The sequence below is a fragment of the Parablastomonas sp. CN1-191 genome, assembly GCF_049354825.1.
GTDB lineage: Bacteria > Pseudomonadota > Alphaproteobacteria > Sphingomonadales > Sphingomonadaceae > Novosphingobium.
In genome coordinates, this window is sequence record NZ_CP186480.1 from 2,499,692 (window position 1) to 2,515,381 (window position 15,690).

General features: G+C 69.8%; 20 protein-coding genes. 12 read left to right on the plus strand and 8 right to left on the minus strand.

Going from position 1 to position 15,690, the window contains the following annotated elements; translation table 11 throughout:
* The first annotated feature begins 94 nt into the window (after nucleotides 1–94).
* The 4 genes from ACOYW6_RS12410 (at nucleotide 95) to ACOYW6_RS12425 (ending at nucleotide 3,925) form a co-directional block, all read left to right on the plus strand.
* Nucleotides 95–826: a winged helix-turn-helix domain-containing protein gene (locus ACOYW6_RS12410; RefSeq protein ID WP_423141613.1), complete on the plus strand. Its 732-nt coding sequence runs from the start codon at nucleotides 95–97 to the stop codon at nucleotides 824–826.
* A complete protein-coding gene (locus tag ACOYW6_RS12415; protein WP_423141614.1) occupies nucleotides 819–1,631 on the plus strand; it encodes a crotonase/enoyl-CoA hydratase family protein in 813 nt (270 codons plus the stop codon). The genes ACOYW6_RS12410 and ACOYW6_RS12415 overlap by 8 nt, the downstream gene beginning before the upstream one ends.
* A gap of 330 nt (nucleotides 1,632–1,961) precedes the next feature.
* Entirely contained in the window at nucleotides 1,962–2,987 is a 1,026-nt protein-coding gene (locus tag ACOYW6_RS12420; protein WP_423141615.1) for an NAD(P)H-dependent flavin oxidoreductase, read from the plus strand.
* 68 nt (nucleotides 2,988–3,055) lie between these two features.
* Complete coding sequence (locus ACOYW6_RS12425; protein WP_423141616.1) at nucleotides 3,056–3,925, plus strand: dienelactone hydrolase family protein; 870 nt, start codon at nucleotides 3,056–3,058, stop codon at nucleotides 3,923–3,925.
* A 3-nt stretch (nucleotides 3,926–3,928) separates the two neighbouring features.
* Here ACOYW6_RS12425 and ACOYW6_RS12430 read toward each other — a convergent pair whose 3' ends face one another.
* The 5 genes from ACOYW6_RS12430 to ACOYW6_RS12450 all read right to left on the minus strand — a co-directional run bounded on the left by ACOYW6_RS12430 (nucleotide 3,929) and on the right by ACOYW6_RS12450 (nucleotide 7,699).
* Nucleotides 3,929–5,212 (minus strand): dipeptidase, encoded by a 1,284-nt coding sequence (locus tag ACOYW6_RS12430; protein ID WP_423141617.1) that lies wholly within the window; start codon nucleotides 5,210–5,212, stop codon nucleotides 3,929–3,931.
* A gap of 109 nt (nucleotides 5,213–5,321) precedes the next feature.
* Nucleotides 5,322–6,296, minus strand: coding sequence for a hypothetical protein (locus ACOYW6_RS12435; RefSeq protein ID WP_423141618.1), 975 nt, complete (start codon nucleotides 6,294–6,296; stop codon nucleotides 5,322–5,324).
* A 122-nt stretch (nucleotides 6,297–6,418) separates the two neighbouring features.
* Nucleotides 6,419–7,228: a transglutaminase-like domain-containing protein gene (locus ACOYW6_RS12440; RefSeq protein WP_423141619.1), complete on the minus strand. Its 810-nt coding sequence runs from the start codon at nucleotides 7,226–7,228 to the stop codon at nucleotides 6,419–6,421.
* Nucleotides 7,229–7,339: 111 nt separating this feature from the next.
* Nucleotides 7,340–7,489, minus strand: coding sequence for a lmo0937 family membrane protein (locus ACOYW6_RS12445; RefSeq protein WP_423141620.1), 150 nt, complete (start codon nucleotides 7,487–7,489; stop codon nucleotides 7,340–7,342).
* 60 nt (nucleotides 7,490–7,549) lie between these two features.
* Nucleotides 7,550–7,699, minus strand: a complete 150-nt coding sequence (locus tag ACOYW6_RS12450; RefSeq protein WP_423141621.1) for a hypothetical protein — start codon at nucleotides 7,697–7,699, stop codon at nucleotides 7,550–7,552.
* A 67-nt stretch (nucleotides 7,700–7,766) separates the two neighbouring features.
* On the opposite strand from ACOYW6_RS12450, the gene ACOYW6_RS12455 reads away from it, so the two are divergent.
* Nucleotides 7,767–8,462 (plus strand): hypothetical protein, encoded by a 696-nt coding sequence (locus ACOYW6_RS12455; RefSeq protein ID WP_423141622.1) that lies wholly within the window; start codon nucleotides 7,767–7,769, stop codon nucleotides 8,460–8,462.
* A gap of 38 nt (nucleotides 8,463–8,500) precedes the next feature.
* On the opposite strand, the gene ACOYW6_RS12460 is transcribed toward ACOYW6_RS12455, so the two are convergent.
* Nucleotides 8,501–9,061, minus strand: coding sequence for a YbhB/YbcL family Raf kinase inhibitor-like protein (locus tag ACOYW6_RS12460; RefSeq protein WP_423141623.1), 561 nt, complete (start codon nucleotides 9,059–9,061; stop codon nucleotides 8,501–8,503).
* A gap of 125 nt (nucleotides 9,062–9,186) precedes the next feature.
* On the opposite strand from ACOYW6_RS12460, the gene ACOYW6_RS12465 reads away from it, so the two are divergent.
* From ACOYW6_RS12465 to ACOYW6_RS12495, 7 genes are all read left to right on the plus strand, one after another.
* Complete coding sequence (locus ACOYW6_RS12465; protein ID WP_423141624.1) at nucleotides 9,187–9,675, plus strand: hypothetical protein; 489 nt, start codon at nucleotides 9,187–9,189, stop codon at nucleotides 9,673–9,675.
* Nucleotides 9,676–9,705: 30 nt separating this feature from the next.
* A complete protein-coding gene (locus tag ACOYW6_RS12470) occupies nucleotides 9,706–10,035 on the plus strand; it encodes an Mpo1-like protein (protein WP_423141625.1) in 330 nt (109 codons plus the stop codon).
* A gap of 56 nt (nucleotides 10,036–10,091) precedes the next feature.
* The gene (locus tag ACOYW6_RS12475) at nucleotides 10,092–10,979 is read left to right on the plus strand and encodes a MipA/OmpV family protein (protein WP_423141626.1); all 888 of its coding nucleotides are present in this window, start codon (nucleotides 10,092–10,094) and stop codon (nucleotides 10,977–10,979) included.
* A 16-nt stretch (nucleotides 10,980–10,995) separates the two neighbouring features.
* Nucleotides 10,996–11,997, plus strand: coding sequence for a phosphogluconate dehydrogenase (NAD(+)-dependent, decarboxylating) (gene gnd / locus ACOYW6_RS12480; protein ID WP_423141627.1), 1,002 nt, complete (start codon nucleotides 10,996–10,998; stop codon nucleotides 11,995–11,997).
* A gap of 170 nt (nucleotides 11,998–12,167) precedes the next feature.
* Nucleotides 12,168–14,051: a phosphomethylpyrimidine synthase ThiC gene (thiC, locus tag ACOYW6_RS12485; RefSeq protein ID WP_423141628.1), complete on the plus strand. Its 1,884-nt coding sequence runs from the start codon at nucleotides 12,168–12,170 to the stop codon at nucleotides 14,049–14,051.
* A gap of 104 nt (nucleotides 14,052–14,155) precedes the next feature.
* A complete protein-coding gene (locus ACOYW6_RS12490) occupies nucleotides 14,156–14,398 on the plus strand; it encodes a DUF4160 domain-containing protein (protein ID WP_423141629.1) in 243 nt (80 codons plus the stop codon).
* Nucleotides 14,373–14,633 carry a DUF2442 domain-containing protein gene (locus ACOYW6_RS12495; RefSeq protein ID WP_423141630.1) on the plus strand — a complete coding sequence of 87 codons (261 nt, stop codon included), beginning with the start codon at nucleotides 14,373–14,375 and terminating at the stop codon, nucleotides 14,631–14,633. The genes ACOYW6_RS12490 and ACOYW6_RS12495 overlap by 26 nt, the downstream gene beginning before the upstream one ends.
* Nucleotides 14,634–14,730: 97 nt before the next feature.
* On the opposite strand, the gene ACOYW6_RS12500 is transcribed toward ACOYW6_RS12495, so the two are convergent.
* Both ACOYW6_RS12500 and ACOYW6_RS12505 read right to left on the minus strand, forming a co-directional pair.
* Nucleotides 14,731–15,372, minus strand: coding sequence for a DUF2726 domain-containing protein (locus ACOYW6_RS12500; protein ID WP_423141631.1), 642 nt, complete (start codon nucleotides 15,370–15,372; stop codon nucleotides 14,731–14,733).
* Between the two features lie 104 nt (nucleotides 15,373–15,476).
* Complete coding sequence (locus ACOYW6_RS12505) at nucleotides 15,477–15,641, minus strand: hypothetical protein (protein WP_423141632.1); 165 nt, start codon at nucleotides 15,639–15,641, stop codon at nucleotides 15,477–15,479.
* Between the last annotated feature and the right edge of the window lie 49 nt (nucleotides 15,642–15,690).

Here is a 15,690-nt window from a genome sequence, read left to right on the forward strand (position 1 = left end):
AAGGCTGATTGTTAACGGGTGCCGGTGCGGGCGCAGCTAAGCCCGCGCGAACGGCCCTCGTCGCGAGTGGCCGCATGGGTCTGGGAAGCATCGATTGCCCGAATTCGCCTGGCTTGCGCCGGCGGAGGTCCCGCCGCGCGCCGACTTGCGCCTGTGCGGATGGTCTCTGACCGAACCGGACACCGCGCTTGCCCCGGGCGCCGGCGCCGCGATCCTGATGCCCGACAGCCATCTTGCCGGCGTCGGTGCCGCGCCGCTCGAACTTGCCGCCCGGCGCGCGCTGGTGCTCGACGTGGCCGACCCGGCGCGCCGCACCCACCTGCTGCGCGCCGGCGCGGGCGAGGTGCTGGGCCCCGGCGCCGGCCTGCCCGAAGTGGAGGTGCGCGCCGCGCGGATGCTGCGCATGGCCGCGGCGCTGCCGCGGCGGCGCTGGGCGGGATCGCTGATGCTCGACCTGATGGTGCGGGACGGCTTCGCGAACGGCCATGCGCTTGGCCTCCATCCGCGCGAATTCGCGCTGGCATGGCGGCTGGCGGAGGCCGGCGGCGAGCCGGTCAGCGTCGAGGTGCTGCTGCGCGACGTCTGGCGGCTGCGGTTCCGGCCCGAGACCAATACGCTGCCGGTCCACGCCAGCCGCTTGCGCGCCAAGATGCGCGCCGCGGGGCTCGGCAGCCTGCGCCTCGAGGCGGGTGAGGACGGCTATCGCTTCATTCTGGCGCCGCGCTGCCCGGCCGAACTGGACGCCCATGTGCGGATCGGCGACAAGGACGCCCAGCACCCGGCCCCGCAGCCGGCGCTGCTGGGCGAGGAGCTGGATCATGGGTGAAACGAGGCAGTTCGGCGCGGAAGGCCGCGTCACGCTGACGATGACGGGCAGCGGCGTCGCCGAGGTCGTGCTGGCACGCGGCGACAAGATGAATGCGCTCGACCCGGCGATGTTCGAGGCGCTGATCGCGGCCGGTCACGCCCTGTTCGACATGTCCGGATTGCGCTGCGTCGTATTGTCGGGCGAAGGCCGCGCGTTCTGCGCCGGGCTCGACATGGCGAGCATGGCGGCGCTGGGCGGCGGCGAAGGCGCGATCACCGATCGCACGCACGGCAATGCCAACCATTTTCAGCAGGTGGCGCTGCAGTGGCGCAAGCTGCCGGTGCCGGTCATCGCGGCGATCCACGGGGTCTGCTTCGGCGGCGGGCTGCAGATCGCCTGCGGCGCCGACGTCCGCGTGGTCCATCCGGAGGCGCGCCTGTCGGTGATGGAGATGAAGTGGGGCATCGTCCCCGACATGGCCGGCTACGTGTTGTGGAAGGGGACCGTGCGCGACGACGTGCTGCGCGAGCTGACTTATACCAATCGCGAATTTTCAGGCGCCGAGGCACAGGTGCTGGGCTTCGCCACCCTGGTCGATGCCGATCCACGCGCCCGCGCCGCAGCGATCGCGGCAGACATCGCCGCGCGCAACCCGCATGCGATCCGCGCCGCCAAGCGCCTGTTCGGGCGCTACCTGGGCGAGGACGAGCGCGCCATCCTGATGGCCGAGAGCGTCGAGCAGCACGCGCTGGTCGGTAGCCGCAACCAGGTCGAGGCGGTCAGGGCGCAGATGGAGCGGCGGGCGCCGGACTTCGCCGACTGAGGCGCAACTCCGCCCCCGGGCCATGGGACAACCCGGGGGGCGGAGCCGCGACCCGTGCCGCCGGTGGGGACGGCACAGGGGAAGCGATCGTGGCGAACGCGGCAGCTTGTCCCTAGCGCGCCCGCCCTATCGCCAGACCCGCGGCCGATGCGGAGCATCGGCGCATGGTTCTGTCTAACCGTTGTCAGTCTAGCCGGCGCACGCCGCCGCGCCCAACGACCGCTGCTCATCAGAGTGATCGTGCGGGCCGATTACTTGCGGGCGCAGGCCCGCCACTTGCCCGCTCGGGCCGCGCCACCTAAAGCGCGCATCCGCCTTTCGGAGACCAATATGACCGACACCCCGCGCACCGCAGCCCTGATGAAGCGCGGCGCCGATTTCCTCGGCTGCGAGCACGCGGTGCTGTGCGGGGCGATGAGCTGGGTGTCGGAGCGCAACCTGGTCAGCGCGATCAGCGAGGCGGGCGGTTTCGGCGTGGTCGCCTGCGGGGCGATGACCCCGGAACTGCTCGATGCCGAGATCGCCGCCACCAAAGCGCTGACGCAGCGGCCCTTCGGCGTGAACCTGATCACGATGCACCCACAGCTGTTCGACCTGATCGCGGTCTGCGGCCGCCACGGCGTCGGCCATGTCGTGCTGGCCGGCGGCATCCCGCCCAAGGGCAGCGTCGAGGCGATCAAGGCCGGCGATGGCGCCCATCCCGGTGCCAAGGTGATCTGCTTCGCGCCCACGCTGGCACTCGCCAAGAAGCTGCTGCGAAGCGGCGCCGACGCCATCGTGATAGAGGGGATGGAGGCCGGCGGCCACATCGGCCCGGTCTCGACCAGCGTGCTGGCGCAGGAAATCCTCCCCGCGCTCAGCGCCGAGGCGCTGGTCTTCGTCGCCGGCGGGATCGGCCGCGGCGAGGCGATTGCCGGCTATCTCGAAATGGGCGCCGCCGGCGTGCAGCTGGGGACCCGCTTTGCGTGCGCCAGCGAATCGATCGCCCACCCCGCGTTCAAGCAGGCGTTCTTCCGTGCCAGTGCGCGCGATGCGGTCGCCAGCGTGCAGGTCGACCCGCGCCTTCCCGTGATCCCGGTCCGCGCGCTCAAGAACAAGGGCACCGAGGCGTTCACCGCCAAGCAGCTCGAGGTCGCCAAAGCGCTTGACGAGGACGGCATCGCGATGACCGAGGCGCAGCTCCAGATCGAGCATTACTGGGCCGGTGCGCTGCGCCGCGCGGTGATCGACGGCGATGTCGAGAACGGCAGCCTGATGGCCGGGCAGTCGGTCGGCATGGTCACCGCCGAAGAGCCGGTCCAGGTTATCATGGACCGCCTGATGGCCGAGTGCGAGGACGCGCTGGCCCGGCGCTGAAAAGGGCTTGGCGTTCCATCCGGCCCGCCTATGCTGGCGGCGCGGGAACGATATCAGGAGCCTGATCGATGTGCGACGAATTCACCGCTGCCGATGAGGACGCCGCGCTGGCCCGCAAGGGGCTGAGCCGCCGCGAATTCGCCGCGCTCGGCGCCGTCGGCGCGCTCGCCGCCTGCACGACCACGAAGGGCGCCGACGGCGGCGCGCTGACGGAAACCAACGTCGCGATTCCGACCAGCGACGGCACCGCCGATGCGCTGTTCGTCCATCCTGCCAAGGGGCGTCACCCCGGCATCGTGATGTGGCCCGACATCGCGGGCCTGCGCCCCGCCTTCATGGAAATGGCCCGCCGGCTGGCCGGGTCGGGCTACGCGGTGCTGCTGGTCAACCACTACTACCGCGGCATGAAGGCGCCGATCACGCAGGCCTTTTCGGAATACCGCACGGCCGAAGGGCAGGCCAAGCTCAAGCCGCTGATCGCCACGCTCAGCCCCGAACACGCCGCCACCGATGCGCAGGCCTTCATCGGCTGGCTCGACAAGCAGGGCGCGGTCGACACCGCCCGCGGGGTCGGCGTGCAGGGCTATTGCCAGACCGGCGGCTACGGTGTGCGCAGCGCCGCCGCGGTGCCGGCGCGGGTGCGTCAGGCGTGCTCGTTTCACGGCGCCGGGCTGGTCGGCGATACGGCAACCGCGCCGTCGAAACTGCTGCCGGCGACCCGGGCCGAATACCTGTTCGCGATCGCCCGCAACGACGATGCCAAGGCGCCGACCGACAAGGACGCACTGCGCGCCGCGGCGGCCGCTGCCGGCAAGATGGCCGAGATCGAGGTCTACAACGCCGACCACGGCTGGTGCGTACCCGATTCCCCGTCCTACGACCGCGCCGAGGCAGAGCGCGCCTGGGCCCGGCTGCTCGATCATTATGCGCGGCTCTGACGCCTAGAAGGTGGTCGCGCTCTCGTAAGGCGGATCGGCCTTGTGCGCGGCGGCGAAGGCTTCCGCGGCCTTGAGCACGCGCAGGATGTTGCGGTCGGACAGTTTTTCCAGCTCGGCCTGGCTCCAGCCCCGCCGCGCCAGTTCGGTGAACAGCGCCGGATAGCCCGAAACGTCCTCCATGCCCTTCACAGCGACCTCGATCCCGTCAATGTCGCCGCCCAGGCCGACATGGTCGGCGCCGATGCGCTTCTTGATGTAGTCGAGGTGGTCGGCAACGTCGGCAACGCTGCCGATCGGCATCGGGTTGGCCTTGACCCAGGCGTCGAGCGCGGACGCCGCCGCCTTGGGATCGCCGCGGTTCAGTGCGTCCTGGCGGGCCTTTTCGGCCGCCTTGCTGGCGTCCCACTGGCGCGTCGCCTCGACCACGTAGCTGGGATAGAAATTGACCATCACGATGCCGCCGTTGGTCTTGATCAGGTCGAGCACGTCGTCAGGGACGTTGCGGGGATGGCTGTTGATCGCGCGGGCGTTCGAATGGCTGACGATCACCGGTGCGCGCGCCACCTCCAGTGCATCGCGCATCGTGTCGGCGCTGACGTGCGCCAGGTCCACCAGCATGCCGATGCGCTGCATTTCCTTGACCACGGTGCGGCCGAAGTCGGTCAGCCCGCCGTGGAGCGGGGCGTCGGTGGCGCTGTCGGCCCAGGGCGTGTTCTTGAAATGGGTCAGCGTCATGTAGCGGGCGCCCAGTTCGTACATCTGGCGCAGCACGCCCAGCGAGCCGCCGATCGAGTGGCCGCCCTCCATTCCCAGCATCGAGCCGACGCGCCCGGCCTTCATTGCCCCCTCGACGCAGGCGGCGGTGCCGCACAGCTGCATGTCGCGCGGGTTCTGCGCGATCACGCGCTTCATCACGTCGATCTGTTCCAGGGTTGCCTGCACCGCCTGCTGGTCGGTCAGCCCGGCCGACACGTAGACCGACCAGATCTGCGCGCCGAGGTGACCTTTGCGAATGCGGGCCAGGTCGGTCATCATCGGGGCAAGGCCGGCGGCGGCATCGGCGGTGTTGGTGGTGTCGCGAAAATCGAACGCGCCCGGCTGGCCCGGCACGCCCAGCACGTCCTTGCGCCGGTCGCGCAGCTGCTCGGGCACGTCGTTGTGCGCATCCATGACCGGCGCGGCCTTGAGCGCGGCCAGTGCCACCTGCTCGGGAGTGGGGGCGGCCAGCGCGGGAAACGAACAGGCGGCGGAGGCGAGCAGCGCAAGGCGCGTCAGGGTGCGAGTCATGGCGGCGAGATTACGGCCCGCCGCGCGCGGCGCAAGCAAAGACCCGCCCGGCGTGTGCCGGGCGGGTCAGTTGCAGCGCGTTGCCGCGCGGCGGGGGCTTTGCCCGAGATCAGGCGTCGGTCAGCTCGCGGCTGGGCGCAGCGGCCGGGCGCAGGCTGTTCCAGTCGTAGCTCGTGCCGGTGCGCGTCTCGCTGCGCGCAGGTTCGCCGCGCTGGTCCTGCCGGGCGATCATGCCCTGCATCATCAGGCGGGCCCGGCGGCGACGCGCCTTGGGCGAGCGGAACGGGTTGGCCTCATCGGGCTCGGCGCGGGTCATGCGGTCCAGCATCTCGGCGCGGCCCTCGGGCGTCGAGGGAACGCGCTGCAGCGCCAGCGCGCCGGCACCGATACCGGCCGCGGCGGCCTCGCCGTACGAAGGCGTGACGGCCGCGGGTTCGTAAGCCGGACGCATGCTCTCGGCCGGTTCGCTCGCCACCACGGGAACCTCGGCGACCGGGGTGTCGATCGCCGTTTCCTCGACATAGTCATCGGCGGTCACCCGGCGGCGGCGCGAAGCGGCGATGGCGACACCGCCCAGGGCGAGGATTCCCGCCAGCCCGGCCAGTGCCAGGACATTGCCGTTATCCGCGGGCGACGTGGTTGCCGCGGGCGCCGGGGCAGGCACCGCGACCGGAGCCGGATCGATCGGCGCGGGCGCAGCCGCCTCGGCATTCGGCAGCGGCGCGGCTGCGGCAGGAGCAGCGGCTACAGGCGCCGCCGCAATCGGGGCAGCGCTACGCGCCGTGCTGGTCGAAGCCGAGTGGCTGGTCGCGGTGCGGGTGGCCGTGCGGTCGGCCGGGGCGGCGCCGCTGCTGCGGGCGGGCGCCGCCTTGCTGGCGGTCGTGGTGGGTGCCGTCGCCGCTGGCGCAGCGCTGGGCGCCGGGGCCGGATCGAACGAGGGCAGCACGATCGTCGGGGCAGGGGCGGGGGCGGGTGCCGGCGCCGCTGCGGGCACGGCTTCCTGCGCAAACGCGGGGGTGGCAAAAGCCAGCGTCGCGGCAATCGCGACGGGGGCCAGGCGAAGGGTGTGAATGTTGGTGCTCATGGTTCGGCGGCAATGCAGGGGCGCCGAAAACCGTTTCCTGAACAGGTCCCGATTCAGGACCAACCGTGTCGAACTGCGCGATGAACCGAGCGACTGCGCAACAATATTTCACGATTTCTGCGTCAAATTTGCACCACTTCGACCTGCTGGCGAAGCATTTCCGCAGATCCGAACACGGTCAGGAAGGACACGTCGGCGGCGTCGCGGCCGACGCCGATCTTGGCCATCTCGCCTTCGTGAGCCATCCCGGTGGCATCGACCAGGTGCCATTCGCCGGCCAGGAAAACCTCGGCAACGGCGTGGAAATCGGGCGGCGTGACGCGCGGCGCAAAGACGCTGGCAAAGCGCGCGGGGATGTTGGAGGCGCGCGCCAGTGCGATCATCACGTGGGCGAAATCGCGGCAGACACCCTCGCGGCTGACGTACGTGACCAGCGCGTCGGTCTGGCTGTCGCTGCTGCCGGCGCGATAGGCGATGTGCTGGCCGATCCAGTCACGGATCGCGGCGATGCGATCACCGCCCTGGGTGCCGGGAAACTCGTCGTCGACCAGCGCGGCGAAGGTCTCGACCGGGCAGTAGCGCGACCCGAACAGGTACTCGACCGTCTCGCCCGGCAACTGGTGCATCGGCACCGCGGCCAGGCCGGCGACGTCGCGCACGATGCGCTGGATTTCGATTGTGGCCGTATAGTCGACGGTCAGGCGCTGGTCGGCGCGCAGCCAGATGCGGTCGCCGATGCCGTCGTGGCCCGAAACGCGGGCGAAATGCGCGACGGGTGAGATATCGATCCAGGCCTTGTCGATGCGCTGCTCGGGCAGAACCGCCGCCTCGATCTGCAGCAGCAGGTCGGTCGGGCAGGCCAGCTTGTAATCGATGTGGGCGTGCAGGCTGAGCCGGGTGTTGGTGGGGCGGGCGATATCGGCTGAAGTCATGCCCCGGCGAATGCACGGGCCGCGCGGCTGTTCCGCGCGGCCCGCAATCTATGCCCGCGCGGCTGATCCGCGCGGTCCGAAATAGCTCTTTTTTGTAGCGGCGCCGAGTGGTCAGACCGCGCCGCGGCCGCGCACGAAGTGGACGACCAGCGCGATCACCGCGACGACCAGGACGATGTGGATGACGCCGGCGGTGACGTGGAAGGCGAAGACGCCCAGCAGCCACAGGACGGCAAGGACGATGGCGATGGTCAGCAGCATGGCAGGAACCCCGGGTAGTGGAACGAAGGTCTGCACAACGCCCCGTCGACCTGCCTGTTCCTAATGACGCTTGAAGTACTGCACATCGCGCTCGTGCTGCTCTGCGCCGGCACGGCTATCGAAGGTGCCAAGGTTGCGGCGCTTGCCGGTCTTGGGGTCGACCTTGCGCGAATAGAGGCGGTATTCGCCCGACTTGAGCTTGCGGATCATCGCGGCGTCTCCACGCTTCGCCCCGCGGGATCGCAACCGTTCGGCGCGGCGCCGCGTTCCCGCCGATATGAAAACAGCCCGCATGTTCGCTCCGCTGCTCGCCCTGACGCTGGCCGGCGCCTGCCAGAAGTCGCCCGACAGCGCCGCCGAGCCCTCCGCCGCCGCACACGGCCCATCCGCCTTTCCCAGCGACGATCATGGGGTGGCCGAGGATCACGCGGTCGCCATCGGCCCTGATCCCTACGCCTCGCCGTCGACCGGAACGCACTCGCCGGAAGGCCCGCTCGCGGCCGCGCTGACCCGCGCCGAATGGGCCAAGGCGGACAACCGCGCTCGCTGTGCCCCGCTCGCCTTCACCGCCGATGGCGCCGCCGGCGGCAACGCGCGCCGCGCCAATTTCGCCGGCGGCTGGGCGGTCGCCTTCGACACCCCGGCGCAGCGCTCGGCCTACGGTATCGCCGGGGTCGGCGCGCTACCCGATGACGACCTGCCGTACGCCGCGCGCCGCAGCCGCCTGGCCAGCACCTGGCCTTACGCCTGGGCCTCCAACGACATCGGGAAATTGCCGCCGGCATCCTACGCCGGTTTCGGCCGCGAAGGCTTCGGCGCCTATACTGACGCCAACCCCAAGGGCCTGGGCGTCAAGTCGGTCGCCTACCTGATCGTCCCCGGCCAGCGCTGCTTGTACAACGTCTGGACCACGCTGGGCCGCGCCCATCTGGAGCGGCTGCTGAACGGGCTGACGATCATCGCCGTGAAATAGCTGCGCGCGCCGCCCTCATGCGCCGGCGAAGCCGCTCGTCAGTCCCGCTTGTACGTGCCGGTCAGCACCGCCACGCCCAGCACGGTGTCCTCGATCTCGTCGAGCACGGCGTCGCGGTCGCTGCCGACCGAGAGTTCGAGCGGTTCGCTGAGCGCGAAGAGCTGGAAAACGTAGTCGTGCACGCCGTGGCCCGGCGGCGGATCGGGGGCGAGCCACTCGCTGGCATTCATCGACATTTCGCCCAGCACCGGCGGCTCCTCGCCTTCCAGCAGCACCCCGGCGGCCGGCTTCATGCCCCAGCCCAGCCAGTGGACCAGCGGCTGCGGGGCGGGCGCATCGGGATCCTCGACGATCAGGACCAGGCCCTTCGTGCCGGCCGGCGGCGCCGTCCAGGCCAGCGGCGGAGCGCAGGCGTCCTCCTCGTCGGCGGTGAACATCGGGTCAAGCGCGGCGCCGTCGGCGAAGGCCGGGCTGGTCAGCGTGAAGCCGCCGGCGTGGAGCGTATCCTCGCCCCCCAGCCGCGCCACCGCCAGCTTGCCGTGGCCGGCGCGCAGCTTCGAGATCGCCTTGCCCAGCCAGACGGGTACGTGTTCGAGCATCGTAAAAAATCGTCCTTCGTCGTGTCGGTTCGCCCCCCTGACGCATGGCCGCGCCATCGGTTCCGGAACCCGGGGCCGTCTGCGTGCTTTTAGACGGCACAGGCCGCGAATGAAAAGGACGCGCGATGAACGCCAGGCAGATCGTTACCGGAGCCATCCTGGGCGGCGCCCTGTTCGGCGCGTTCCTGGGCATGACCACCCCCACCGCCATGGCCACCCATGCCGAGGACGATTGGCGCGCCCGCCTGCCGACAACGCAGGTCGCCACGCTGGTCCAGCCCGACCAGGTCGCCTACAACTTCGGCACGCCCGAGAGCGTCGCGCCCGAGTTCAACATCTACCACGGCATCGATGCGGCCGAGCGCGATCGCTACATCGCCTTTCAGCGCGAACAGGACGATCGTTTCGCCCGCCTCCAGTCCGAGGCGGAGGCCCAGGTGACCCGGGCCGAGCGCGAATCGGCGCGGGCCGAAGCCGCTGCAATGCGCGCCGATGCCGCCCGCGCCGATGCCGCCGCCGCCATGGCCGCGCCGCAGCAGGCGGACGGCGCCGACGGGGCGCCCGCCGATGCCGATCCAGCCGACACGGCCAAGCCCGCCTCGACCGAGGCTTGACCCGGCCGCGCCGGCGCCTAGCCTGAAGCGGTGACGACGCGCTTTCGCACCTTTGCCGAGTTCTGGCCCTTTTACCTGCGCGAGCACAGCCGCCCGGCCACGCGCGCGCTGCATTACGTGGGAACATCGCTGCTGGCGGTGATCGCGCTGGCTGCGCTGCTGACGGGACGAATGGCGCTGTTCGCGGCCTTGCCGGTGGCGGGCTACGGCCTTGCCTGGCTCGCCCACTTCGCGGTGGAGCGCAACCGGCCCGCGACCTTTACCCATCCGCTGTGGAGCCTGGCCGCCGAAATCCGCATGTGGGCGCTGTGGCTGACCGGGCGGCTTGGGCCGGAACTGAGGCGCGCCGGCGTGGCCTGAGGGCCGGAACATCGCCCGGCAGCGTGCGTTTGCCAGCGCGAAAGGGGCACCGTTTCATGTCCATCCGCCACGCATTCCTTGCCGTATCCGCCTTGGCCGCCAGCTGGGCGCTGCCCGCCGCCGCGCAGGACGCCACCGCGCCGACCGCGCCGCCCCCGGGGGATAGCGCGCCGCCGGCGCGGCCGGCCTCGGTCTATGATGGCAACTGGCTGACCGCGGGCGCCGGTGCCGCCTATGCGCCCGACTATTCGGGATCGAACGACTACAAGCTCAGCGTGCTGCCGGTGGTGACCGGCAAGCTGGGCGCGATCGGCATCAGCCCGCGCCGCGCCGGCCTGGCGTTCGACCTCATCAACAACAGCGGCGGCAAGGTCGACCTGATCCTGGGCCCGGTGGCAGCGCTGCGGTTCGAGCGGAGCGGGTCCATCAAGGATCCCTACGTGGCCGCGCTCGGCAAGAAGAAGAAAGCCATCGAACTGGGCGGCACGGTCGGCCTCGGCTTCAGCCAGGTGCTGAACCCGTACGACAAGCTCAGCATGACGGTGGACGTGCTGAAGGACGTCAACGGCGCGCACCGCGGCACGCTGGTGACCCCGTCGGTCAGCTACCTCACCCCGCTCAGCCGCGGGATCGCCGCCACGCTGTCGTTGTCGGCGACGCACGGCAGCGACCGCTTCGTCGACTATTACTCCTCGGTCACCCCGGCGCAGTCGCTCGCCAGCGGGCTGCCGGCGTTTGCCGCCCGCGGCGGCTGGACCAGCGCCGGCGCCACCCTGCTGACTGGCTTCGACCTCGACGGCGACCTCACCAACGGGGGCGCGGCCGTATTCCTGCTGGGCGGCTATTCGCGCCAGCTGGGCGATACGGCGGCCTCGCCAATCGTGTCGCTACGCGGCAAGAAGGGCACGTTCCTGGTGGGCGGCGGGATCGGGTACACGTTCTAGGATAAGGGATCGGCACATGGACCTCGGATTCGTCGGGCTTGGCCGCATGGGCGGCAACATGGTGCGCCGCCTTGCGAAAGCAGGCGTGCGAGCGCACATCTTTTCGCTCGACGCGGACGAGCGCCGCACCCTGGCCGAGGAAACCGGCGCCGTTCCCTGCGAAAGCCTGGAAGCGCTGGTGTCGGGCCTGGACGCGCCGCGTACCGTGTGGATTATGGTCCCGTCGGGCAAGCCGACCCAGGGCGTGATCGACCAGCTCACCGCACTGCTGTCGCCCGGCGACACGATCATCGACGGCGGCAACTCCTATTACCGCGACAGCGTTCGGCGCGCCGCCGAACTGGCCGAACGGCATATCGCGTTCCTCGATTGCGGGACCAGCGGCGGGCTGTTCGGGCTCGACCGCGGGTACTCGCTGATGGTCGGCGGCGACGACGTGGCGGTGCGGCGCAACGAGCCGATCTTCAAGGCGCTGGCCCCCGGGATCGAGGCCGCCCCGCGCACCCCCGCGCACCAGGACAAACCAGAGGCGCCGGGCGAATCCGGCTGGCTCCACTGCGGCAAGGCGGGGGCCGGGCACTATGTGAAGATGGTCCACAACGGGGTCGAGTACGGCATCATGCAGGCCTTCGCCGAAGGCTTCGCGCTGTTCGCCAGCGCCGCCGATCCCGCCGTCCCGTCCGAGCGCGCCTACGATTTCGATCTCGCCGCGATTGCCGAGGTGTGGCGCCGCGGCTCGGTCGTGTCCTCGTGGCTGCTCGACCTGGGGACCGAGGCGCTGGCCGGCGGCAAGGGTCTGGACGATTACAGCCCGCGCGTTGCCGATTCGGGCGAAGGGCGCTGGACGCTCAACTCCGCGATCGAGCAGGGCGTGGCCACCCCGGTTATCGCCGACGCGCTGTTCGCGCGCTTCACCAGCCACGACGATACCGGCACCGCCAACCGCTTCCTGTCGGCGCTGCGCAACAAGTTCGGCGGGCATGACGGCGTGCCCAAGGCGGGCGAGGTCAAGACCTAGACGCGCGCCCCGCGCCGCCCTACAACCGCGCCCATCCCCGGGGAGCGCGCCTGCGCTGAGAGGGGTGGGCTAGGCTCCACCCGACCCGTCGAACCTGAACCCGTTAGCACGGGCGGAGGGAGGGCCGGCAACCGCGCTCTTGTTCCGTCCTTCGAAGGACACGCGCGCATATGGCCGACATCAACAGCAAGCTCGAAATCGCCCCCTCGGGAGAGCCGGTTAATGTCACGACCGGGCCGATCCGCGGCTCGTCCAAGGTCCACGTCGGCCCGCTCGGCGTCGCCATGCGGCAGATCAACCTGGAACCCTCGTGCGGCGAACCGCCGGTGCGCGTATACGACACCTCCGGCCCCTACACCGATCCTGCCGCCACCATCGACATCGCCGCCGGCCTGCCCGAACTGCGCCGCGACTGGATCCGTGCCCGCGGTGACGTGGAAGAGGTGACCCAGCGCGAGGTCCGGCCGGAGGATAACGGCCAGCTTGGCCCCGATCGTTCCGGCGGCGTGCCCGCGTTCCCCAACGTGCGCCGCACCGTGCTGCGCGCGCGTGGCGGCGCGAACGTCAGCCAGATGCACTATGCCCGCCGCGGCATCATCACGCCCGAGATGGAATACGTCGCCATCCGCGAGAACGTCGGGCGCGAGGCGCTGAAGGAAGCCTTGCAGCGCGACGGGCAGGACTGGGGCGCCTCCATCCCCGATCACGTCACCCCCGAATTCGTGCGCGAGGAAGTCGCCCGCGGCCGCGCCATCATCCCGTCGAACATCAACCACCCGGAATCGGAGCCGATGGCGATCGGGCGCAACTTCCTGGTCAAGATCAACGCCAACATCGGCAATTCGGCCGTGGCCAGCGACGTCGCCTCCGAAGTCGACAAGATGGTGTGGTCGATCCGCTGGGGCGCCGACACCGTCATGGACCTCAGCACCGGGCGCAACATCCATGACACGCGCGAATGGATCGTGCGCAACAGCCCGGTGCCGATCGGCACCGTGCCGATCTACCAGGCGCTGGAAAAGGTCGGCGGCGTGGCCGAGGACCTGACCTGGGAGATCTTCCGCGATACCCTGATCGAACAGGCCGAACAGGGCGTCGATTACTTCACCATCCACGCCGGCGTGCGCCTGCCCTACATCCCGATGACCGCCAAGCGCGTCACCGGGATCGTCAGCCGCGGCGGCTCGATCATGGCCAAGTGGTGCCTGGCGCATCACAAGGAATCGTTCCTCTACGAACGCTTCGACGAGATCACCGAGATCATGAAGGCCTATGACATCGCCTACAGCCTGGGCGACGGCCTGCGCCCCGGCTCCATCGCCGACGCCAACGACGAAGCCCAGTTCGCAGAGCTCTACACGCTGGGCGAACTGACCAGGCGCGCCTGGGAACAGGACGTCCAGGTCATGATCGAAGGGCCCGGCCACGTGCCGATGCACAAGATCAAGGAGAACATGGACAAGCAGCTCGCCGCCTGCGGCGAAGCGCCCTTCTACACCTTGGGCCCCTTGGTGACCGACATCGCGCCCGGCTACGATCACATCACCAGCGGCATCGGCGCCGCGATGATCGGCTGGTTCGGCACCGCGATGCTTTGCTACGTCACGCCGAAGGAACACCTCGGCCTGCCCGACCGCGACGACGTGAAGGTCGGCGTTGTCACCTACAAGCTCGCCGCCCACGCCGCCGACCTCGCCAAGGGCCACCCCGCCGCCAAACTGCGCGACGACGCCCTCAGCCGCGCCCGCTTCGAATTCCGCTGGCGCGACCAGTTCAACCTGTCGCTCGATCCCGACACCGCCGAACAATACCACGACCAAACCCTCCCGGCGGAAGGCGCCAAGACCGCCCACTTCTGCTCAATGTGCGGCCCCAAGTTCTGCTCAATGAAGATCACGCAAGAAGTGCGGGATTTCGCCGCGAAGCAGAACAGCGCCCCCGAAACGTTCATCGCCGCCGAGGAGGCGGAGAAGGGCATGGACGAGATGAGCCGGCTCTACAACGAAGGCGGGCGCGAGTTGTATATCGGTCAGGGTGATCGTGAGCACGACTGATGCACGGCTCCAAGCACATATGACAAAGCTATATATGGCTTTTGTAAGCTTGTCGGATCGACGCGGTTGGCTCTCCTAAGGGCGACTATCGCAAGGAGCACGCCATGCCCACCGTCCTGAGGATCGGCCCTTACCGCTTCTACTTCTTCAGCAACGAGGGCGACGAGCCGCCGCACATCCACGTCGATCGCGACGATGCGACCGCCAAGCTTTGGCTCGATCCCGCCAGTCTTGCCGCGAGCCGCGGCTTTCGCCCGAAGGAGATCGGTGCCATACTCGGCATCGTGGCCGAACACCGCGACGCGATGCTGGAGGCATGGCATGACCATTTTGGAACGGGTAACTGACGAACGCGTCAGCGACGTGCGCATCAGCGACGATACCCTGACAGTCGACTTGATGGACGGCCGCACCATTGCTGTCCCCACGGCATGGTATCCCCGCCTTGCTGGTGCCTCCCCGGAGCAGCGCGCCAACTGGACGATCTGTGGAGGCGGCTATGGAATCCACTGGCCCGATCTTGACGAGGACTTGAGCACAAGCGGCCTGTTGCGCGGCACGCCAGCACCGAAGGCAGCCTGATTCCCGCGCGTCCGCTCCGCGCTGGCGCGCTGACGATGCTGCTGGGGGCGCCGAAGGGCCTGCCTGTCTGAACGACGACCATCGCGCGCATGGCCCGCTACTCACCCACCACCAACCGCTCCACCAGCCGCCGCAACTCCGCCGGCGTCGTGTGGCCGGCGACAACCTCGTGGTAGCCGATGCCCGCCTTGCGCAGGGCTTCCTTTTTGACCGCGTCGCGCGCGGCGGCGGCGCTGCCGGGGAGGTGGTGGCCGGTGCCCTGGTATTCGATCGCGTGGCGGACGCGGGCCTGGGGGTCCATCAGCGCGAAATCGACGCGCTTGGCATTGATCGCGGCGTAGGCCTGCGGATCGGGGGAGGACAGGAATTCGCCCAGGCTGACTTGCGCCATCACCTGCCAGCAGCCGCCGCGCGCGGCCACGGCCTTGTCCAGCGCGTCGAACACCGCCGCTTCGGGCCGGTTGAGCAGCGCGCGCGGGCTGAACTCCGCCTCCATAACGCAGCGCAGTTGCTCGGCCGCGTCGAGCATGCGGCGCGCCGCCGTGCCCTCGACGGCCGTGAACGGGCCGCGCCCGCCCGCCTTGCGGCCCGCCCAATAGGCGCGGCGCTCGGCCCGCTTCTGCCCTTCGGTCACCCGCTCGACCGCGATGCCCATGGCCGCGCCCGCCGCCAGCACGATGGCCAGCAGCCAGGGCTTGTCGATCAGGGCAACGAGTTCGGGTGGCAATGCAAACGCCATGGCGGGTCCTGTCAGGCCGACGACAGCCGCCCTGATACCGAAGCATTCCTACCCAATCCTTGCGCCCCGGCCCGGGTCCCGGGCCTGCGTGGCCAGACGCCCGATCAGTCGCCCTTGTCGCCTTCGTTTCGCGGCTTCTTGGTTTTCGCGTGGCGCTGGTCGTCCTGGCTCAAGGAGCGGTGCTGGTCGTCGCTGTCGCCGAAGGTGCCGTCGTCGTTGCGGCGTTGATAGCGCTTTTCGTGCGGCTGGATGAGTTCGCGTTCGGACATGGCCTATCTCCTTGATACGCCTACCACAACGCCGCGGCGATTCGCCGGG